Source organism: Rhodovibrio sodomensis, assembly GCF_016583645.1.
Taxonomy (GTDB): Bacteria; Pseudomonadota; Alphaproteobacteria; order Kiloniellales; family Rhodovibrionaceae; genus Rhodovibrio; species Rhodovibrio sodomensis.
Map to the genome: position 1 here is coordinate 1 of NZ_NRRL01000035.1, position 19,176 is coordinate 19,176.

A 19,176-nucleotide genomic window follows, 5' to 3' on the forward strand; every position below is an offset into this window, starting at 1 on the left:
ATCAGGTTCGGCCAGTCGAACCAGCGCGCCAGATAGGCCGGGTCGAGGAACGGCGTCCAGATGCTGACCGAGCCGATCGCCGCCAGGGTGAGCGCGCCGAAGCCCCAGGCAAAGCGCTGCGCCTGGTGCCGCAGGCGGCCCTCGGTCTTCATCACCACCCAGGTGGCGCCCAACAGCGCGTCGCCGACCACGAGCGCGAAACCGGTCATCACGCTGAACACGCTGAGCCAGTCGAACCAGCCGCCGACGTAGGCCCGACCCTCGACCTCGATGCCCTGGACCAGCGCGCCCAAGGCCACGCCCTGGGCGAACGCGGCCAGGATCGAGCCGCCGGCGAACGCGGCCGACCAGAGGTGCTTGTGGCGCCGGCTGCGCCAGCGGAACTCGAACGCGACGCCGCGGAACACCAGCGCCAGCAGCATCGCGGTCAGCGGCGCGTAGAGCGCCGGCAGGATGGTCGCGTAGGCCAGCGGGAACACCGCGAACAGGCCGCCGCCGCCCAGGATCAGCCAGGTTTCGTTGCCGTCCCAGACCGGGGCGACCGAGTTCATCATCAAATCGCGGTCCTGCTCGCTCTCGACCAGCGGGTAGAGGATCCCCACCCCCAGGTCGAAGCCGTCGAGCAGGATGTAGGCCAGGACCGCCACCGCGATCAGCGCGGCCCAGATGGTTGCCGGATCGATCATGGCCCAGCGCTCCTATTCCGCGGGGAAGACCTTGTCGGGGGCGACCGAGGGGGCCGGTGTCAGCCCGGCCGCGCGGGTCGGTCCGCCGTCCGTCTCGGGCCCGCCGGTCACGTCGCCGGTGCGCGGCGGCTTCGCCATCAGGCGCAGGATGTACACCGTGCCCGCCCCGAACAGGGTGAAGTAGACGATGATGAACGCGACCAGCGAGGCCGCGACCGCCGGCGCGCCCACCGTGGAGGCGCTCTCCGCCGTCGTCATCAGGCCGTAGACGGTATAGGGCTGCCGGCCGACCTCGGTCGTGACCCAGCCGGCGAGCACCGCGACGAAGCCGGATGGCCCCATCGCCACGGCCGCGCGCTGCAGCCAGGTGTCGGCATAGAGTCGCCGGCGCAGCCGCTGCACCAGCGCCCAGCCGCCGACCGCGAGCATCGCCAGGCCCAGGGCCACCATGATCCGGAACGACCAGAACACCCAGGCGACCGGGGGCTGCTTGTCCTCCGGGAAGGCTTCCAGGCCCTTCACCTTGCCGTCCCAGTCGTGGGTCAGGATGTAGGAGCCGAGGTTGGGGATGCCGACCGACCAGCGGAGCTTGTCCGCCTGGTCGTCCGGGATGCCGAACAGGTAGAGCGGGGCGCCGTTCTCGTGGGTCTTGAAGTGTCCCTCCATCGCCGCGATCTTGGCCGGCTGGTGCTTCAGGGTATTCAGGCCGTGCAGGTCGCCGGCGACGATCTGCAGCGGCGTCACCACGATCGCCATCCACATCGCCATCGAGAACATGATCCTGGCACCCCGGTCGCGGCTGTTCTTCAGCAGATGCCAGGCGCCGACCCCGCCGACCACGAAGGCGGTCGTCAGGTAGGCGGCCAGCACCATGTGGACGAGGCGATAGGGGAAGGAGGGGTTGAAGATGATCGCCCACCAGTTCTCCGGCACGAACTGCCCGGCGTCGTTGATCGCGAAGCCGGCGGGCGTCTGCATCCAGCTGTTCACGCTCAGGATCCAGAAGGCGGAGGACAGCGTGCCGACGGCCACCATCGCGGTGGCGAACAGGTGCAGCTTCGGCCCCACCCGGTTGAAGCCGAACAGCATGATGCCGAGGAAGCCCGCCTCCAGGAAAAACGCGCTCAGCACCTCGTAGCCCATCAGCGGGCCGACGATCGGGCCGGCCTTGTCGGCGAAGCTGCTCCAGTTCGTGCCGAACTGGTAGGACATCACGATGCCCGAGACGACGCCCATGCCGAAGGCGACCGCGAAGATCTTCTTCCAGTAGGCGAACAGCGTCGCGTAGGCGTCGTCGCGGGTCCAGAACCACAGGCTTTCCAGCACCAGCAGGTAGCTGGCCAGGCCGATCGTGAAGGCTGGGAAGATGATGTGGAACGAGACGGTAAAGGCGAACTGGATGCGCGCCAGATCGAGCGCCGTGAGCGCGTCGAGCATCGATCCCTCCGAAGCGTCGACCGGGGTGCCGGAAAAGCTTTATTCTGACTATGAGGCTAAGCGCCGGCCCACAGCTTTCAATTCGTCTAATTTAGCCTGTGCGCATGTGTCCCAGATGCCGCGCGCCGCGGCGGCGCGGACGCCCGAAGGCGGCCCCGGCGGCCGGGCCGCGCACCGGCGTGGTGTGCGTTGTGAACATATTCCGGGCGGCCCGGCCGGCCTACCGGAGCCCGGTGCGGTGAATCCGCCCGGGTCGCCAAGCGGCGGGCCGGCTACAGCACGTCGTCGAGGGCGCGTTCGATGTCCTGGGCGTCTTCGATGGCGTGGGCCTCGTGGGAGCCCGAGATCGCGCGGACGTAGGTGCTGAGGTCGTCGCCGTGGCCGATTTCGAGGAACTCGGTGACGCCGTGGTCGGTCATGTACTCCACGCTTTCGCGCCACCGGATCGGTCGGGCGACCTGTTCGGCCAGGCGGTTGCGGATCTCGTCCGGGCTTTCCAGCGCGTAGGCGGTGACGTTGGAGACCAGCGGCAGCTTGGGCGGCGCCACCGGCAGGTCGGCCAGCGTCTCCTGCAGCTGCGCCACCGCCGGGTCCATCAGCGGGCAGTGCAGCGGCGGGATGCCGTCCAGGAACTGGGTCTCGCCGCCCTTCTTGGCGGCCGCTGCGACGAACGCTTCCACGGCCGTGCGCTCGCCGCTGACGGCGTGGCTGTCGGGCGCGTCGTCCCGGGCCAGCTCGCAGACGCCTTGCTTGCCGGCCGCCTCGGCGAGCGCCTTGACGGTCGCCAGGTCCAGGCCGTGGACCGTGCAGATCGCGCCCTTGGCCCGCGGGTAGGCGGACCAGACCGCGCGCGCCCGGGCGCGCAGCCACTTCGCCGCCTCGCCGGCGGACAGGGCGTCGACCGCCGCCAGCGCGGTCAGCTCGCCGCGGCCGTGACCGGCGACGAATTTCCCGGTCTCCGACAGCCAGAGGTCGCCCTGCGCCTCGAGCGCCTTCACCCCGGCGAGGCTGACCGCCAGCATCGCGGGGTCGGCGTTCTCGGGGTCGGCGAGCTCGTCTTCCGGGCCCTCGAAGATCAGTCGGGACAGTTCCTGGCCGAGCGCCTCGTCGATCTCCTGGAAGACGTAGCGCGCGGAGGGATAGGCCTGCACGTAATGCAGGCCCATGCCGATGGTCTCTGCCCCGCGGCCGGGGAAAATGAAGGCACGGGTCATGAAAGACCTCCTCTCGGGGGGAGCCGGGTCGGGGGCGCCGGGTGACGGCCGCCTGGCGCCAGACGGCTCGGGACCAGACGGCTCGGGACCAGACGGCTTGGTAGCGGGCGGCTTGGTAGCGGGCCGCCGAGAAACCGCGCGGCCCGGCGGCCCGGCGACCCGCGGCATGGGGCCGGTCGGCTCGCGGGCGTCGGCCGCGGCCGCGTTGCGAGGGCATGATGCCACGCTGCCGCGCGCTCGGCCATGTCGACGCGATTTCCGGCGGCCCCGGCGCGGCTCAGCCGGAATAGCGCCATCACCTGTGGGCGTTCTGCCCCCATCCTACACGGCTGAAGTGTCGGCCGCACGCCTGCCGTCCGTCACCGGTGCATGGGCGTTTCCCGTGGCGGCGGGCAGGACGTTGGGTCAGCGACTCCCGGAGCGGGCGCCGGACGCGTGGACGCGCGAGCCGCGGCACGGCCTGCTGCCGGCAAGCCTGGTGCGCGCGGCGCTGGCCGCCGGTCTGGTGGTCGATAGCATGACGGTCAACCGCCCCTTCGACTTGCGCGGTCGTCTGGGGCGCCGGCCGCGGGCACGCCATGCCGGCCGCCTTCGACGCCTGGCGCGCCCGCCGGGATGCGCGCGGCGGCTTTGGCCCGTCCAGCCTGGGCATCGGCCCGCACCAGCTGCGCGGCCGCGCGGGCCGGATCGCGGTGTGGCGCGACAGCGTACCGGAACCTCCGGCCCAGTGCCTGGCGGTGCCGGAACGCCGCGCGCCGCCGGTCATCGCGGAGGGCGTCCGCCGTCCGGGGCATGGTCGGCGCCCTCCGCCGCGCCCGCCGCCTTCTCCGCCTGGGCCGCGTCCGCCGGGGCGGGGCCCAGCCAGACGTCGATCGGCGCCTGCCGGCCGCGGATCGCCGTCGCCGGGCAGTGCACCAGGCCGGCCAGGTGCGCCCGCGCGGCTTCGGGGGCCTGCGCCACGACGGCGCCCGCGACGGCGAGGCCGACGCCGCGCTCCTTGGCGACCGCCATCAGCCGGCTGGCGAGGTTCACGGTATCGCCGGCGAGGGTCAGTTGGTGCTGTTGCCGGCCGCCCAGGCGCGCCACCTGGACCGGGCCGAATTGCAGCCCGATGCGCACCGGCAGGTCGAGCTGCGCCATGCGGGCCAGCAGCTCGCGCGCGCAGGCGAGCGCCCGGGCCGCGTCGTCGGGGCGCGGCCGCGGCACGCCGAACACCAGCATAGCGCCGTCGCCGGCAAAGTTGTCGACGTAGCCGCCGTGGCGGGCGGCGCCGTCCTCCAGCTCGGCATGCAGGCGGCGCATGGTGGCGACCGTGTCGCCGGGGCTGGCGGTTTCGCTGCGCGCGGTAAAGCCGACCATGTCGACGAACATCACCGCCGCCGGCAGGACCTGTCCCTCGAACGCCGGCCGGTCGGTGTTGGCGAGCGCCTCGGCCAGCGGCTGCGGCACGTAGTGCGCCAGCCGGCGGCGCTGCGCGTCGCCCAGCACCAGCCGGCCGCTCACCGCGGCCGCGGCGCCCAGCCCGCCGGCAGCGACCGGCACGGTGAGGTTGAGCCAGACCTGGCCCAGGCTGAACGCAGCCAGCGTCACGGCCACCCACGCGGCGGCCGGCAGCACCGCGGCGATGACCGCCAGCCGTGCCGGGCGCAGCCGGGCGGCGTGCCAGCTGAGCAGGCCGACGGCGAACACCGCCGCCATCTCCGCCAGGGTGGTGCCCGGCCCATGGGCGAGGAAGCCGCCGCCCAGCAGGTTGGCGGTGATCGTGGCGAACGCTTCCACCCCCGGCATCGCGGGGTCGAACGGGGTGACGAAGGTATCGCCCGCGCTGGTCGCGGTGGCGCCCAGCCAGATCACCCGGCCGCGCACGTCCGCCAGGTTGAAGGCGCCGCGCAGCACGTCGATCAGCGGCAGCGTCGGGAAGCTGCCGCCGGGGCCGTAGAAGTTGGCCGTCCAGCGCCCCCGCGGCCCAAGCGGTATCCGCCGGGCGCCGAGCCGGACCGCCGTCGGCAGGTCGACCGCCAGGTCGCGCCGGTCCAGGCCGTGGTAACCGGCCGCCGCCAGCAGCGCGAGACCGGGCAGCGCGCCGTCGTCGGACAGCCGGATCGCCGGGTGCATCCCGGTCAAGCCGCCGTCCGGTCCGAGCGCCACGTTGACGTGGCCGAGACCGGCCGCCGCCTTGGCCAGCATTCGGATCGGCGTCAGCAGCGCGTCCGGCCGGGGCGGCGCCGACGCGCCGGCGGCCCGGCGCAGCGGCACGGTGTGGCCGGCAAGGTCGGCCGGCGGCGGCCCCGCCGCCGCGCCGTCCAGGGTTCCGGCGACCGGCAGCAGGGTGCGCCCGCTGGCACGCAGGGCGTCCGCCAGCGCGGCGTCCGCCGCCGGGTCGCGGGCCGGTTCCGCCATCAATAGGTCGACCGCGATCACCGCGGCGCCGGCCTGGCTCAGCCGCCGGTTCGCGGTACCCAGCCGGTCGCGCGGCACCGGCCAGCCGCCGGCGGCGGCGACGGTCGCGTCGTCGATCGCCACGATTGTCACCGGCGCCTCGGGGAGCCGCGGGCCGCGGAGGCCGTAGCGCCAGGTCAGGGTGTCGCTTTCCAGGCCGGCCACGCGCGGCACCTCGCGCACCGCGGGGTAGGCCAGCGCCAGCAGCAGGAACGCCACGGCGGCCAGAACCGCGCGGCCCCGCATCACCGCGCCTCCCGCCCGCGCGCGGGCGTCACGGCAGGGTCGTGGCGGCCAGCACCCGGTCGACCCGTGCCTGCCTCCACCGCTTGACCTCGCCGGGTGGTTCGCCTGCCGGCACGTCGGTGCCGTCGCCGGCGGCGAGCGTGACCGAGCGTTCGCGGGCGCGCACATCGACCCGGCCGGAAACGACGAAGACCGCCGTCGCACCTTCCGCGTCCAAGGCGACCACCCATTCGGTGGAGCGGGCGGCGGCGACCGCGCTGCGGGTCTCCACCTCGAAGCTGCGCCAGGCGCTGGCCGGCGCGGTCACCAGGCGAAGGATGCCGCGCAGCAGCCGGATCGCGGCGTTACCGCGGGTCGGCGCGAACGCGTCGACCGCGGCCTGGCTGTCGGCGCCGAGGGTAAGCTTCGAGCCGTCGGTAAAACGCACCGCGAGCTTGGCATCGGCCAGCGTGCGCAGGGTCTCGCCCCGGTGCACCCGGGCGCCCAGCGTCAGCGCCCGCGGCGTGGCGTCGGTCCAGGCGCTCGCCGGGCCGGTCAGGCCGGTCACGGTGCCGACGGCGTCGGTCTGCGCGGCGGCCGGCCCAGTGGCGAGCCACACGGCGGCGGGCAGCACGGCGGCGAACGCGGCGGCCAGGAAAGTGCGCATCGGCACGGCCTTTCGGGGCACGCTCCCGTCGATGTGGCGGGAACAACGGCTGAGCTTATCACATCCGCAGTCCCGGCGCTGCGGGCCCGGACGCGCCCGTCGGGCTTAGTCCGAACGCACCAGTGCGGGCGTGCCGACGCCTCGATCCGGGGCCTCCGCCGGCTTGGCGAACGCCTGTTTCCGCGCGGCCGCGCGCAGCCGGGCGGCGATCTCCGGCTCCTGCCGGTCGAGCTTCCGCAGCGCCCTGCGGGTCAGCAGCAGCACCCGGCAGAAACTGACCGCCACGACCTGGGCCGGCACCGGGTCGGCGAGACCGAGCAGGGCGCGCGTGCCGACGACATCGCCGGGGTGCAGCCAGACGGTGGCGTGGTCGTCGCGCCGTTCGGCGACGCCGCTTGCCAGGATGCACAGGCTGCGCGCCTGCCGGCCGGCGCGCCCGGGCCGGTCCGGGCGCACCGGCGGGTCGCCCGGGAACACCAGCCGGGGCGTCAGGTAGCCGACCAGCCGGTCCTTCTGATCGCCGTCCAGCGGATCGAGCAGGGCGACGTCGTCGAGCAGCGCCCGCGGCGACAGGCCGGGGTCCAGGTCGGGCAGCGCGCGGCGCAGCTGGCGCCGGCGCGCCTCCAGGTCCCGGACCAGCCAGCCGTGCAGCTCCGCGCCGATCACCCCGGCGTTGTGCAGCTGGTCGTACTGCGCCCGCTCCCGTCTGGCCGCGGCGCGCAGCAGCAGCAGGGTCTCCAGCCGTTCGGTGAACACGGGATACTGCTCGCCGATCGCACGGATCTGCGCGCGCACCATCTGCCGGCGTTCGGCCAGAAGCTGGCCCAGGTTGGCGGCGGCGTCCTCGCCGATCATCTGGGCCAGCGGATTGGGCACGAAGCGTTCGAGGTCGCGCAGCGCGTTCTCGGTCTCGAGCAGAACCGTCAGCCGCAGCCCGAGCTGCTGGCGCAGCGGCCGGTCGATCCCGACGGCGCGCTGCAGCAGAGCGGCGGCGATCAGCGGCCGCGGCACCCGCGCGGCCGCGTCCACGGCGCGCTGGTAGCCCTTGCGCCCGCCGGTCCGGGCGGCATCGCCGATCCGCTCGGCGGTGGTGCGCAGGCGTCGGGTTTCCGCGGCGCCCACCGCGCCGGCCTCGAACGCGTCCTGGAAGTGCTGACTTTCCTGCGTGCACAGGATGGTCAGGCCGAGCTCCAGACGCTTGTGGAACGGGATGTCGACGCCCTGCGTTTCCTCCAGCGTGCGGCGCAGCTGACCCTCGTAGACGTCGCGCATGTCTTCGGCGGCCTGCGGATCGATCGCGCGCTCGGCGGCCAGTTCGTGGACGTGCTGGCGGATCTCCTCCAGGGTGCCGGCAACGACCTTCTCGCGCAGCGCCAGGTCGCCGGCGGACAGGCGGTCCAGGCCCAGCCGCCGGGTCAGCCAGGACAGGCTGGCGGCGTTGACCAGCAGGGTCAGGAAGACGAAGCCGCAGGCGACCCCGGCCACGGCGGTGCGGTCGGCTTCCGGCAGCGCGGTCACCTCGGCGAGCGAGAACGCCAGCAACAGCGTCACCGCCCCGCGCACACCGCCCCACCAGGCCAGCGTCTTCTGCCCGCCGGTCATCGGCTGCGCCAGGCCGAGCAGGCTGAACCCCGGCAACAGCCCGAACAGGATCGCCGCCCGGGCCAGGAACGCCCCCGCGAACGCGGCGACCAGCAAGAGGGCGTGCGACCAGTGCAGGGTGATCAACAGCGCCGGCGCGAGCGCGGCTGCGATCAGCAGCACCAGCGTGTTCGCCCAGAAGCCGATCTGCGACCACACGGTCGCGACGTTGCGCCAGTTGCCCGGGCCCATGCGCACCTGGCCCGAAACGGTGGTGGTCAGGCCCGCGCACACCGCTGCCACCACCCCGGACGCGCCGAGCCCGACGTCCGCCAGCAGGTAGGCGCCGTAGGCCAGCGCCACGGTCATCGAGGTCTCCGCGACCGGCGAGCCGCCCAGCAGCGGATACAGCCGGCTGACCGTCCAGGCGGCCGCGATCCCGGCCGCGGCCCCCATGACCACGTCGTACAGAAAGGCGAGCACGACCCCGCCGGGCGACACCGCCGCCTCCGCCCCGGCGAGCGCGACCAGCACGGTGAACAGCGCGATCGCCGCCGCGTCGTTCAGCAGGCTTTCGCCTTCCAGGATCACCAGAAGCCGGCGTGGCGCGCCGATCTCCTTGAAGGTGGAGACGACCGCGGACGGGTCGGTGGTCGAGATCGCGGCTCCCAGCAGGAGGCAGAGCACCAGGCTGAACGAGGAGAATGCCCAGACCGACAGCCCGATCAGGCCGGTCGCGAGCACGACCGCGACCACCGCCATCAGAAGCACGATCAGCGCGTCGTCCATCAGCCGGCGGACGTTCACCGCGAGCGCCATCTCGAACAGCAGCGGCGGCAGGAACAACAGCAGCAGCGCCTGACTGTCGAGCGCGATCTGCTCCACGATCCAGGCGTCGTAGGCGTCCAGGAACCGGGTCGGGGTGTCGATCTGGAAGATCAGCGGCAGGCACCCGACGGTCAGGCCGGCCACCGACACGACCACCGGCAGCGGGACCCCCACGCGCTTCGCCGCCGGGACCGCCAGCGCGATCAGGGCGAGCACGGCGCTGGTGGCGACGACGATAAAGGCGGTCACGGTCATGGCGGCGACTATAGCGGAGATTGACGCGCGTGCAGATGGGACGACTTTCGGCAACAGACTGTTGCTGAAACAACCGCTGGCTTGCAAAGCCGGTGCCGACACGCATTTGCTGGGACTGGCGGGCGTTTGAAGCGCGCCGCGCGGCCGCGCGCAGCCAACCGCCTGCCGAGCCCAGCTTCCCCAACCACCCGAGACGAGCCGTAGTTCGATGACCCAGACGCCGGCCAGCGGGATCGTGCGCCTGGATGGGGCGCAGCTTTCCTACCCCTCCCCGGAAGGCGAAATCGCGATCCTCCAGGGCATCGACCTGTCGGTGCGCGCCGGGGAGATCGTCGCGGTGACCGGGCCATCGGGCTCCGGCAAGTCGTCGCTGATCGCGCTGATCGGCGGGCTGGAGCAGGCGACCGGGGGCACCGTCCAGGTGCTGGACACCGACCTGGGCGCGGCGGACGAAGCGACCCGCACCCGCCTGCGCCGGCACAACATCGGCGTGGTGTTCCAGGCCTATCACCTGGTGCCCGCGATGACCGCCCGGCAGAACACGGCGCTGCCGCTGATCCTGTCCGGCGCCCCGGATGCCCAGGCGCAGGCGGCGACCATGCTGGAGCGGGTCGGCCTGAGCCAACGGCTGGACCACCGGCCGAGCCAGCTGTCCGGCGGCGAGCAGCAGCGGGTCGCGATCGCGCGTGCCTTCGTCGCCTCGCCCCGGCTGATCCTGGCGGACGAGCCGACCGGCAACCTGGACCGGCGCACCGGCAACAGCATCGTGGCCACGATGTTCGATCTGTGCCGCAAGACCGACGCCGCGATGCTGCTGGTTACCCACGACGAGCGCTGGCCGGCCAGTGCGACCGGGTGCTGGCGATCGACGACGGTCAGGTGGTCGGCTGAGATGAAGCGCCTGCCCGACAACGCTTACGCCCAGGACCTGCATCCCGGCACGCTGTGGACGCTGCTCAAGGCCGAGCTGGCGGCCGGGGTGTTCGGTCTGCGCCTGTTCGTCGCCGCCGTGGCGGTCGCGGCCGGGATGCTCGGCACCGTCTGGCTGCTGGCCGACGGACTGACGGGCGCGCTGGCGGACAACGGCAAGCGGATGCTGGGCGGCGACGTCGCGGTCGGGGTGATCAACCGCCCGCTCGGCGACGACACGCTGCGCCAGCTCGGCGAGCTCGGCCAGGTGTCGGAAGTCGTCGAGCTGCGCACCAGCGCGCGGTCGGAGGCGTTGCGCGCGGCGGTCGAGCTGAAGGCGGTCGACGGGCGCTACCCGCTGTATGGCGAGGTCGAGCTGAACGGTGCCGACAGCCTGCAGGCCGCCCTGGCGACCCGCGACGGCCGGCCGGGCGCGGTCGCGGCGCCGGCGCTGCTGCAGCGTCTGGGCATCCAGATCGGCGATACGCTGCGCTTGGGCAGCCAGGCGTTCACCGTGCGCGCGACGCTGATGCACGAGCCGGACCGGCTGGCATCCGGCGGGTTCATGATCGGTCCGCGCGTGATGGTCGCGCGCGACCGGCTGGACGCCGCCGGCCTGACCGGGCGCGGCACGCTCGCCGAGTACGTCTACCGCCTGCGCCTGCCGGCCGGCACCGACGTCGGCGCGGCGGTCGAACGGCTGAACGCGCTGGAGCCTGCGCGCGGCTGGGACCTGGAACGCCCGCGCGATGTCGGCGATCGGGTGCGCCGGGTGGCGGAGCGCACCACCACCTTCCTGGGCGTGGCGGGACTGGTCGCCCTGGCGATCGGCCTGTCCGGCGCCTGGACGGCGGCCACCGTCTGGGTCCAGCGGCGCGGCCGGACGATCGCGCTATATCGGCTGTCGGGCGCGACCGCCGGGCTGGTGACCGCGCTGCATGCGTCGATCATCGCGGTGGCGGCCGTGCTGGCGCTGGCGCTCGGCATGGCGATCGCGTTCGGCGTCGTCTGGTTTCTGATGGACCTGATCGCCGGACGCCTGCACCTGTCTTGGCGGTTGCTCGACCTCGCCGGGCCGGCCGCGCAGGTGGTGGCGACCCTGGCACTGGGACTGCTCGGGGCCAGTGCCGCGGCACTATCGGCGGCCGCGCGGACGCCGCCCGGGGCCGCGATGCGCGGCGGCGAGGCATCGGTCGATCCGCACAGCCGCCACGTCGCGCTGGGCGCGCTCGGCGTGTTGGCGGCGCTGGCGCTGGCGGTGGTCAGCCTGCCGCAACCCTACCTGGCCGCGACCGCGGCGGCCGGACTGGCCGGCGCGGCGGCGGCGCTCGGCATCGCTGGCTGGCTGCTGGCCCTGCTCGCGACCCGGCGCAACCCGCGCAGCTTCTTGGGATTGGTCGCGCGCCAGGGGCTGGCGGTGCCGGGCGCCGCGGCGACCAAGGCCCTGGCGCTCGGCATCGGAATCGCCGGTATCACCGCCGTGATCGCCGCGCAGAATTCGCTCGAGGGGTCGCTGCGCTCCGACCTGCCGACGCGCGCGCCGGACCTGGTGCTGATCGACGTGCAGCCGGATCAGGTCGGGTGGATCCGGGACCGGGTGGCGCGCGACAGCGGCCTGGGCCGGCTGGAAGCGACACCGTTCATGCGCGCGCGCATCCTGGAAGTGAACGGCCAGCCGGCCGAGGCCGCGCTCGTCGACAAGAGCGAGCGCTGGGTGATCGAAGGCGACCGCAGCTTTTCCTGGTCGGCCGGGCCGAACGGCGACCCGATCATGCAAGGCGCTTGGTGGTCCGAGGACTACGCCGGCCCGCCGCTGATTTCCGCCCAGGAGGACGTGGCGGAAGCGTTCGGCCTGTCGCCGGGCGCGACCATCACCTACAGCGTGCTGGGCCGGACCTTTACCAGCGAGGTCGTCAACATCCGGCAAGAACGCTACCGCTCCTACCGGCCGGACTACCTGCTGGTCGCCTCGCCGCAGCCGTTCCGGGAGGCGCCGCACAGCTGGATCGTGACGCTGAAGGGCGTGGGCGAGAACGCCGACGACGCGGTTGACGAGCTGATGCGCGATCTCGCCGCGAGCGCGCCCAACGTGACCAGCATCGACGTGCGCCGGATCGTCGATCAGATCACCGCGGTGATCGACGGCGCGATCCTGGGCTCGCTCGCGGTCGCGGCGACCCTGCTGCTGGCGGGGGCGCTCACCCTGGCGGCGGCGGTCACGGCCGACGTCGACGCGCGCCGGCGGGAAGCGCTGGCGTTCACCCTGATCGGCGCGTCGCGGCGGGAGATCGCCGCCGCCCGGCTGATCGAGGCGGCGGCGATCGGCGTCCTGGCCGCGATCCTGGGTGGCGCGGCCGGGCTGCTGGGCGGCCGCTGGCTGGCGGACGAGGCGCTGCGGGTCGACTGGGAGCCGGGGCTGCTCGCCGTCCTGCTGCCGGGCGCGCTGGGGATCGTCGCGGCGGTGGCCGCGGGGCTCGCCGGCGGCATCGGCGCGGTGCCGCGTGGGCGCGGTCAGCTGGTCCGGCAGCTGAGCAATTAGCTACATTCCTGGTCGAAATCGTGGCACGGACTGGATACCCTCAATTTTGGCCCCATTTTTCAAGGCTGTCCGCGGGACGGCTGAGCGAGGCGACGCAGATGACGGCGAACGCGTTGATCCGGACGGCCGCGGCGGCCGTGGCCGCGGCGTTGCTGCTGGCGGTTCCGGCGCGCGCCCAGGACGGCGGCGCGCTGATCGAGGTCGCCCCGGCGGAAACCCGGTCGATCCTGAACATCGTGCGTGTCTCCGGCACCGTGGTGGCGCCGCGTACCTCGCAGCTGTCGACCTCGCTTGGCGGGCTGGTGCAGGAGGTCACGGTCGATCTGGGTGCCCGCGTCGCGCCGGGCGACCCGGTGGTGGCGCTGGACGACGCGCTGGCCCGGCACGACCTGACCCGCGCCCGTGCCGCCGTTGCCGAAGCCCAGGCCGAGCTGGCCGACGCCCGCCAGCGCGTCGAGCGGGCGGAGCAGCTGGCCCGGACCAACAACATTCCGGAGAGCGAGCTGGATACGCGCCGGGCCGAGGCGCGCCGCGCCGCCGCCTCGGTCGACCGGCTGCAGGCCGAAGCCGCGGCGGCCCGGGAGCGGCTGAACCAGCACACGATCGACGCGCCGTTCGCCGGCGTGGTCACCCAGCGGGTGATCGAGCCGGGCGAGTGGGTCTCCCCCGGCGAGACGCTGGTCGAGGTCAGCGCGGTCGACCGCCTGTACGTCGATCTGGCGGTGCCGCAGGCCTACTTCCCGGACCTCGGCGACGGCGCGCCGATCTACCTCGGCTTTGAGGCGCTGCCCGGCCGCAGCGTGCGGGCAAGCATCGCGGCCCGCGTGCCGCGCAGCGATCCCATCCAGCGCACCTTTACCCTGCGCGTGCGCCCGGAGGCCGACGCGCCGCTGCCGCTGGCGCCCGGCATGTCGGCCCAGGCGGAGATCCAGCTAGCGACCGGCCAGCGCGGTGTCGCCATTCCGCGCGGGGCGGTGATCCGCTACCCGGACGGACGGACCACCGTGTGGACGCTGGACGACAGCGGCGAACGGCTGCGCGCGCGGGAGGTGCAGGTCACGCTCGGCCGCGCGTTCTCCGGTTTCGTGCAGGTCAAGTCGGGTCTGCAAGCCGGTCGGCAGGTGGTGACCCGGGGCAACGAGACGCTGCGCCCCGGACAGCCGGTCCGCCTGGCGGAGTCCGGCAGCTGATGATCCGGGCCCGAACCGCCAGGCCCGACGCGTCGGGGACGCACGCCTAAATGTTCGACGCCATTGTCCGCCGCGGCATCCTGGTAACCGTCGCCGTGCTGATCGTGTGCGTGATCGGGGTCGCGGCGGCGCTGCGCATTCCGGTCCAGATGATCCCGGACCTGGAGGTGCGGACGATCACGGTGCGCACCAGCTGGGCCGGCGCCACGCCGCAGGACATCGAGAAGGAAATCCTGATCGAGCAGGAGCAGTTCCTGCGTCAGGTGCCCAACCTGGAGCGGCTGAGCGCGCGCGCCGAGACCGGCCAGGCGCGCGTCGAGATGGAGTTCCCCTACGACGTCGATATCACCGAGACGCTGATTCAGGTGAACAACGCCCTGAACCAGGTCCCCGACTACCCGGAGAACGTCGACCAGCCGCGGGTCTATGCGACCTCGTTCTCCTCCAACTCGTTCATGTACTTCAATGTCGCGCCGGTCGATGGCAACCCGCGCGGGCTCGACATGGCGATGATGCGTGACTTCATCGACGACAACGTGCGCACCCGCATGGAGACCGTCTCCGGGGTTTCGGGCGTGTCGCTGTGGGGCGGGGCCGCGCGGCAGGTCCAGGTGATGCTGGATCCGAACAAGCTTGCCGACCGCGACATCACCCTGACCCAGGTGCGCGACGCCCTGCGTCAGCGCAACCAGGACGTCTCCGGCGGCGAGGTGTCGAGCGGCAAGCGCCGGTACCTGCTGCGCACGGTCGGGCGGTTCGGCGACATCGGGAACATCGAACAGCTGGTCGTGCGCCGCTCGGGCGACAGCGTCACGCGCCTGGGCGATCTCGCGGAAGTCAGCTTCGGCCACGCCGAACTGGACGGCTATTCCAGGGTCAACACCCGGCCGGTCCTGACGCTTGCGGTGCGCCGTGAGGCCGGGTCGAACGTGATCGACATCAAGTACGCCATGATCGACGAGATGCAGTCGATCAACCAACAGGTTCTGCGCCCGGCCGGCATGGAAATGCAGCTGATGGCGGAGGACGCCGGCTACGTCGAGGCGTCGCTCAAGAACGTCTGGCAGAACCTGGCGATCGGCGCCGTGCTGGCGACCGCGATCATGTTCGCCTTCCTGCGCTCGACCAGGGCGACGGCGGTGGGCGTGGTCGGCATCCCGATCTGTACCATCGCGGCCTTCCTCGGGCTGATGCTGATGGGTCGGACGATCAACGTGATCTCGCTCGCCGGGGTGGCGTTCGCCATCGGCATGACCCTGGACAACGCGATCGTGGTGCTGGAGAGCATCGACCTGGAACGCCGACGCGGGATGGACCGCCTGCGCGCGGCGGTGAACGGCGTGCGCAAGGTCTGGCCGGCGGTGGTCGCCTCCACCCTCACCACCGTGCTGGTGTTCGTGCCGATCGTGTTCATCGAGGAGCAGGCCGGCCAGCTCTATTCCGACGTCGCGATCGCGGTGTCGGCGGCAATCCTGGCGTCCATGCTGGTCGCGATCACGATCGTGCCGACCGCCAGCGCCCGGATCGAGTTCCGTCGTGGCCGCGGCCTGACCCACGGACCGGACCTGCGCGGACCGGAGGAGGGCCGGATCGCCAAGGCGGTCGGCTGGCTGACCCAGGGCCGGGTCCGGCCGCTCGCCACGATCGCGATCAGCATCGGCGTCAGCGGCTTCATCATCTTCGCGCTGACCCCGCCGGCCGCCTACCTGCCGGAGGGCGAGGAGCCGAAGACCTTCGCCTCGATGAGCGCGCCGCCGGGCTACAACCTGGAGACGATGCGCGAAATCGGCATGGATCTGGAAACCTACTTCATGCCGTTCGTCGGCGACGATCCGGCGCGGTTCGACCGCGGCGAGACCGAGGTGCCGGCGATGAAGTACTTCAACATGCGGATCGAGTCGTCGCGCGTGCGGATCATCACGGAATCGGCCGACCCCGACCACATCGAGCCGCTGATGGACGCGCTGACGGCGAAGTTCCGCGAATACCCGGGCATGCGCGCGTTCGCGGCGCGCGGGTCGATCATCACCTCCAACGACGGCGGTACGCGCTCGGTCAACCTGGACATTTCGGGCCCGAACCTGGCCGACGTCTACCAGGTCGCCTCCGACGCCTACGCCCGGGCGCAGGAGATTTTCGACAACCCGCGGGTCCAGGCGCAGCCAAGCACCCTAAGCCTCTCGCAGCCGCTGGTGGAAGTCCGGCCCAACTGCGACCGGGCGGCCGAGCTTGGCCTGGACGCCGAGCAGATCGGCTTCACGGTCGCGGCGATGACCGACGGGGCGTTCGTCGACGAGTTCTTCCGCGACGACGAAAAGATCGACATCTACTTCTATGGCCCCGACGGCAAGAACGCCGATCTGTCGGGCCTGGACAGCGTGCCGATCTACACGCCCGCCGGCGGGGTCGTGCCGCTGGGTACGACCGCCTCGATCGTGGAGACGGTCGATACCAACACGATCCGCCGGATCGACGGCCGGCGGACCGTGACTTTGAACGTCATCCCGCCGGAAGGTGTGCCGCTCGAGGTCGGCGTGCAGAAGGTGCGCGAGGACCTGGTCGGCTACCTGCAGGCCGGCGGGCAGGTGCCGCAGTCGGTCCGGATCGACATCTCCGGCGCCAGCGACCAGCTGCAGGCGACGCAGGAGGCGATCGCCAACAACTACGTGATCGCGGTGGCGATCGTGTACCTGCTGCTGGTGGCGATCTTCCGCCACTGGGGCTATCCGCTGTTGATCATGACCACGATCCCGCTGGGCGCGGCGGGCGGCATCGTCGGCCTGCAGCTGTTGAACCTGGTGGGGAGCCAGCTGCCGCTGCTGGGCCTGCAGGCGATCAATCAGCCGTTCGACATGATTTCCATGCTGGGCTTCCTGATCCTGATGGGCACGGTGGTGAACAACCCGATCCTGATCGTGCACCGGGCGATGGAGAACGTCCGCGACGAGACGATGGCCGCGCGCGCGGCGGTGCAGGAAGCCGTCGCCTCGCGCCTGCGGCCGATCGCGATGACCACGCTGACCACCCTGTTCGGTCTGCTGCCGCTGGTGGTGATCCCGGGCGAGGGCACGGAACTGTACCGCGGCGTGGGCGCGATCGTGCTGTTCGGCATCCTGGGCGCGATGATCGTCTCGCTGACCTTCCTGCCGGCGCTGACCGCCCTGGTCCTGAGCCTGGGCGAGGACCGGCAGTCCCGCGCGGTCACGGCCGCCGCCAGCGCGGCCGGCCGGCCGGCGGAGTAGGCGGCGGCCTCCGGGACGGGCGGCCCAAGTGCCGGCGGCCCAGCCCGGTGGATCAGCCGCGCTGGACGGCGTGGGCGAGTTGCAGGCTTTGCTGCGCCTTGCCGGCAATCGCCGGCCAGTCGGCGCCGGCGATCTCGGCCCGCGGGGCGATGCGCGAACTGCCGACCGCAAGCACGTTACCCAGGTGCAGGTAATCGGCCATGTTGCTGTCGTCGATCCCGCCGGTCGGCCAGAAGGTCAGGTCCGGCAGCGGCTCGGCGACGCTGCGCAGCAGCGCCGGGCCGCCCAGCGTCTGTGCGGGAAACAGCTTCTGGACACGCGCGCCGGCTTCGCGCGCCCGCATCATCTCCGACGCCGTGGCGACACCGGGGATCAGCGGCAGACCGACCTCGCCGGCGGCGGTCAGCAGGTCCGGCGTGTGGCCCGGCGCGACGGCGAAGCCGGCGCCGGCCTCGCGGGCCTGGCGGAGATGCTCGGCCGTGGCGACCGTGCCGACGCCGACGACCGCCTGCGGCACCGCCTCCGCCATCGCTCTCAGGGCGTCGAGACCGGCGGGCGTGCGCAGCGTCACCTCGAACACCCGCACGCCGGCGTTCCACAGCGTTTCCGCGAGCGCCGGGGCGCGGTCCGCGTCGTCGATCGTCAGCACCGGCGCGACCGGGGCCGCGCGCAGGGCGCTCAGCAGGCTGTCGGGGATCGGGGGCAGGGTCATCACGTGGTGTCCGCACCGTTGCGCGCCGCCGGCTTGGCCGGGTCGCGCGGGGTCAGATCGGATATGTCGGGCGCCTGGAAGTCGCCGCGCGGCACGATCGTGCCCTTATGGCCGATCACGACCGCGGCCAGCCGGTTGCCCGCCGCCGCCGCGGCATCGACCGTGGCGCCGGCGCGCGTCGCCGCGAGGAAGCCTGCGTTGAAGGAATCCCCGGCGGCGGAGGTATCGACCGGGTTGGCGACCGTCACCCCGGCGACGTGGCGCCAGCGGCCTTCGGTGTAGAGCCCGGCGCCGTCCGCGCCCTGCTTGATCACGACCGTCTGGGCGCCGCGCCGGGCGAACCGCTGGGCGGCCTGCTCCGGCGCGCGGTCGGCGTAGACCGCCTGGCAGTCCTCCCAGCTCGGCATCACGGTGTCCGCGATCGCGGTCATTCGGTCGTAGGCGTCTCCGGCGGCGGCCGTGGACGGCCAGCAGCGCGACCGGTGGTTGGTGTCGAACGCCACCGACAGCCCGCGCCCGCGCGCGTCTTCGCACAGGTGGTAGAGCTGCCGGCGCTGGCCGTCGTCGAACAGCGACAGCGTGATGCCGGACAGGTAGATCACCGCGAACCGGTCCAGCTCGGCCCGCAGCCGGTCCAGCACGCCGTCGGTGATCATCGTGCGCACCGGCGCGTTCCAGCGCCAGTAGGCGAAGCTGCGCTCGCCGTTCGCGTCGGTCTGGATGGCGTACAGGCCCGGCTGGGCGCCGGCCTTGCGGGCGGTCAGGTCGGTCTCCACGCCCTCCTGGTTCCAAGCACGGACCATCTCCTCGGAATAGACGTCGTCGCCCAGCTGGGTGACGTAGGCGACCGGCACGCCAAGCCGTGCGAGGTAGACGCTGGTGTTGAGCGTGTCCCCACCGTAGCCCCGGCGCATCCAGCCCTGGCCCAGGCCGTCGCCGGCTGCCGGTCCGTGGTCGATCAGTTCGACCATGCATTCGCCGATCGCGGCGATCGCGCCCGTGTCGGCCATCAGGACCCGGCTCCCGGCAGCCCCGGAGCGGTCCCGACGGCGCGGTCGCCGGCGTGGGCGGACGGGGCGGCCTCGATCAAGTGTCCGGCGGGCGCGGATGGCAGGGTCATGAGCTCGAAACTCCTGTCCAGGGACCGCTTGGGTCTGCTTGCAATGCCGGACGCGGCGCTGCGACCGTGGCGGCGGACTCGCCGGCCGACGTCATGCGGCCGGGCGCGCTCTTGATCCGGCCCAGCCGTTCG

General features: G+C 72.6%; 11 protein-coding genes. 3 read left to right on the top strand and 8 right to left on the bottom strand.

From position 1 onward, the window contains the following. The 6 genes from cydB to CKO28_RS13435 form a co-directional block, all read right to left on the bottom strand. On the bottom strand, positions 1 to 686 hold a 686-nt coding region (cydB, locus tag CKO28_RS13410), incomplete at its 3' end, for a cytochrome d ubiquinol oxidase subunit II (protein WP_200341298.1). A gap of 12 nt (positions 687 to 698) precedes the next feature. Continuing rightward, entirely contained in the window at positions 699 to 2,123 is a 1,425-nt protein-coding gene (locus tag CKO28_RS13415) for a cytochrome ubiquinol oxidase subunit I (RefSeq protein ID WP_200341299.1), read from the bottom strand. Between the two features lie 272 nt (positions 2,124 to 2,395). Continuing rightward, the gene (locus CKO28_RS13420; RefSeq protein ID WP_200341300.1) at positions 2,396 to 3,337 is read right to left on the bottom strand and encodes an ACP S-malonyltransferase; all 942 of its coding nucleotides are present in this window, start codon (positions 3,335 to 3,337) and stop codon (positions 2,396 to 2,398) included. Between the two features lie 762 nt (positions 3,338 to 4,099). Next, complete coding sequence (locus tag CKO28_RS13425; RefSeq protein ID WP_200341301.1) at positions 4,100 to 6,022, bottom strand: CHASE2 domain-containing protein; 1,923 nt, start codon at positions 6,020 to 6,022, stop codon at positions 4,100 to 4,102. Positions 6,023 to 6,050: 28 nt separating this feature from the next. Continuing rightward, positions 6,051 to 6,668 (bottom strand): FecR family protein, encoded by a 618-nt coding sequence (locus tag CKO28_RS13430; protein ID WP_200341302.1) that lies wholly within the window; start codon positions 6,666 to 6,668, stop codon positions 6,051 to 6,053. A 105-nt stretch (positions 6,669 to 6,773) separates the two neighbouring features. Next, the gene (locus CKO28_RS13435) at positions 6,774 to 9,332 is read right to left on the bottom strand and encodes a cation:proton antiporter domain-containing protein (RefSeq protein ID WP_200341303.1); all 2,559 of its coding nucleotides are present in this window, start codon (positions 9,330 to 9,332) and stop codon (positions 6,774 to 6,776) included. Positions 9,333 to 9,540: 208 nt separating this feature from the next. On the opposite strand from CKO28_RS13435, the gene CKO28_RS13445 reads away from it, so the two are divergent. The 3 genes from CKO28_RS13445 to CKO28_RS13455 all read left to right on the top strand — a co-directional run bounded on the left by CKO28_RS13445 (position 9,541) and on the right by CKO28_RS13455 (position 17,212). Then, positions 9,541 to 12,780, top strand: a complete 3,240-nt coding sequence (locus CKO28_RS13445) for an ATP-binding cassette domain-containing protein (RefSeq protein ID WP_242480552.1) — start codon at positions 9,541 to 9,543, stop codon at positions 12,778 to 12,780. 98 nt (positions 12,781 to 12,878) lie between these two features. Beyond that, positions 12,879 to 13,970 (top strand): efflux RND transporter periplasmic adaptor subunit, encoded by a 1,092-nt coding sequence (locus CKO28_RS13450; RefSeq protein ID WP_200341305.1) that lies wholly within the window; start codon positions 12,879 to 12,881, stop codon positions 13,968 to 13,970. Between the two features lie 50 nt (positions 13,971 to 14,020). Next, entirely contained in the window at positions 14,021 to 17,212 is a 3,192-nt protein-coding gene (locus CKO28_RS13455; RefSeq protein WP_200341306.1) for an efflux RND transporter permease subunit, read from the top strand. A gap of 52 nt (positions 17,213 to 17,264) precedes the next feature. Here CKO28_RS13455 and CKO28_RS13460 read toward each other — a convergent pair whose 3' ends face one another. Then, entirely contained in the window at positions 17,265 to 17,924 is a 660-nt protein-coding gene (locus CKO28_RS13460; RefSeq protein WP_200341307.1) for a bifunctional 4-hydroxy-2-oxoglutarate aldolase/2-dehydro-3-deoxy-phosphogluconate aldolase, read from the bottom strand. Continuing rightward, complete coding sequence (locus CKO28_RS13465) at positions 17,924 to 18,934, bottom strand: sugar kinase (RefSeq protein ID WP_200341308.1); 1,011 nt, start codon at positions 18,932 to 18,934, stop codon at positions 17,924 to 17,926. Before CKO28_RS13465 ends, CKO28_RS13460 begins: the two co-directional genes overlap by 1 nt. Positions 18,935 to 19,176: the final 242 nt, after the last annotated feature.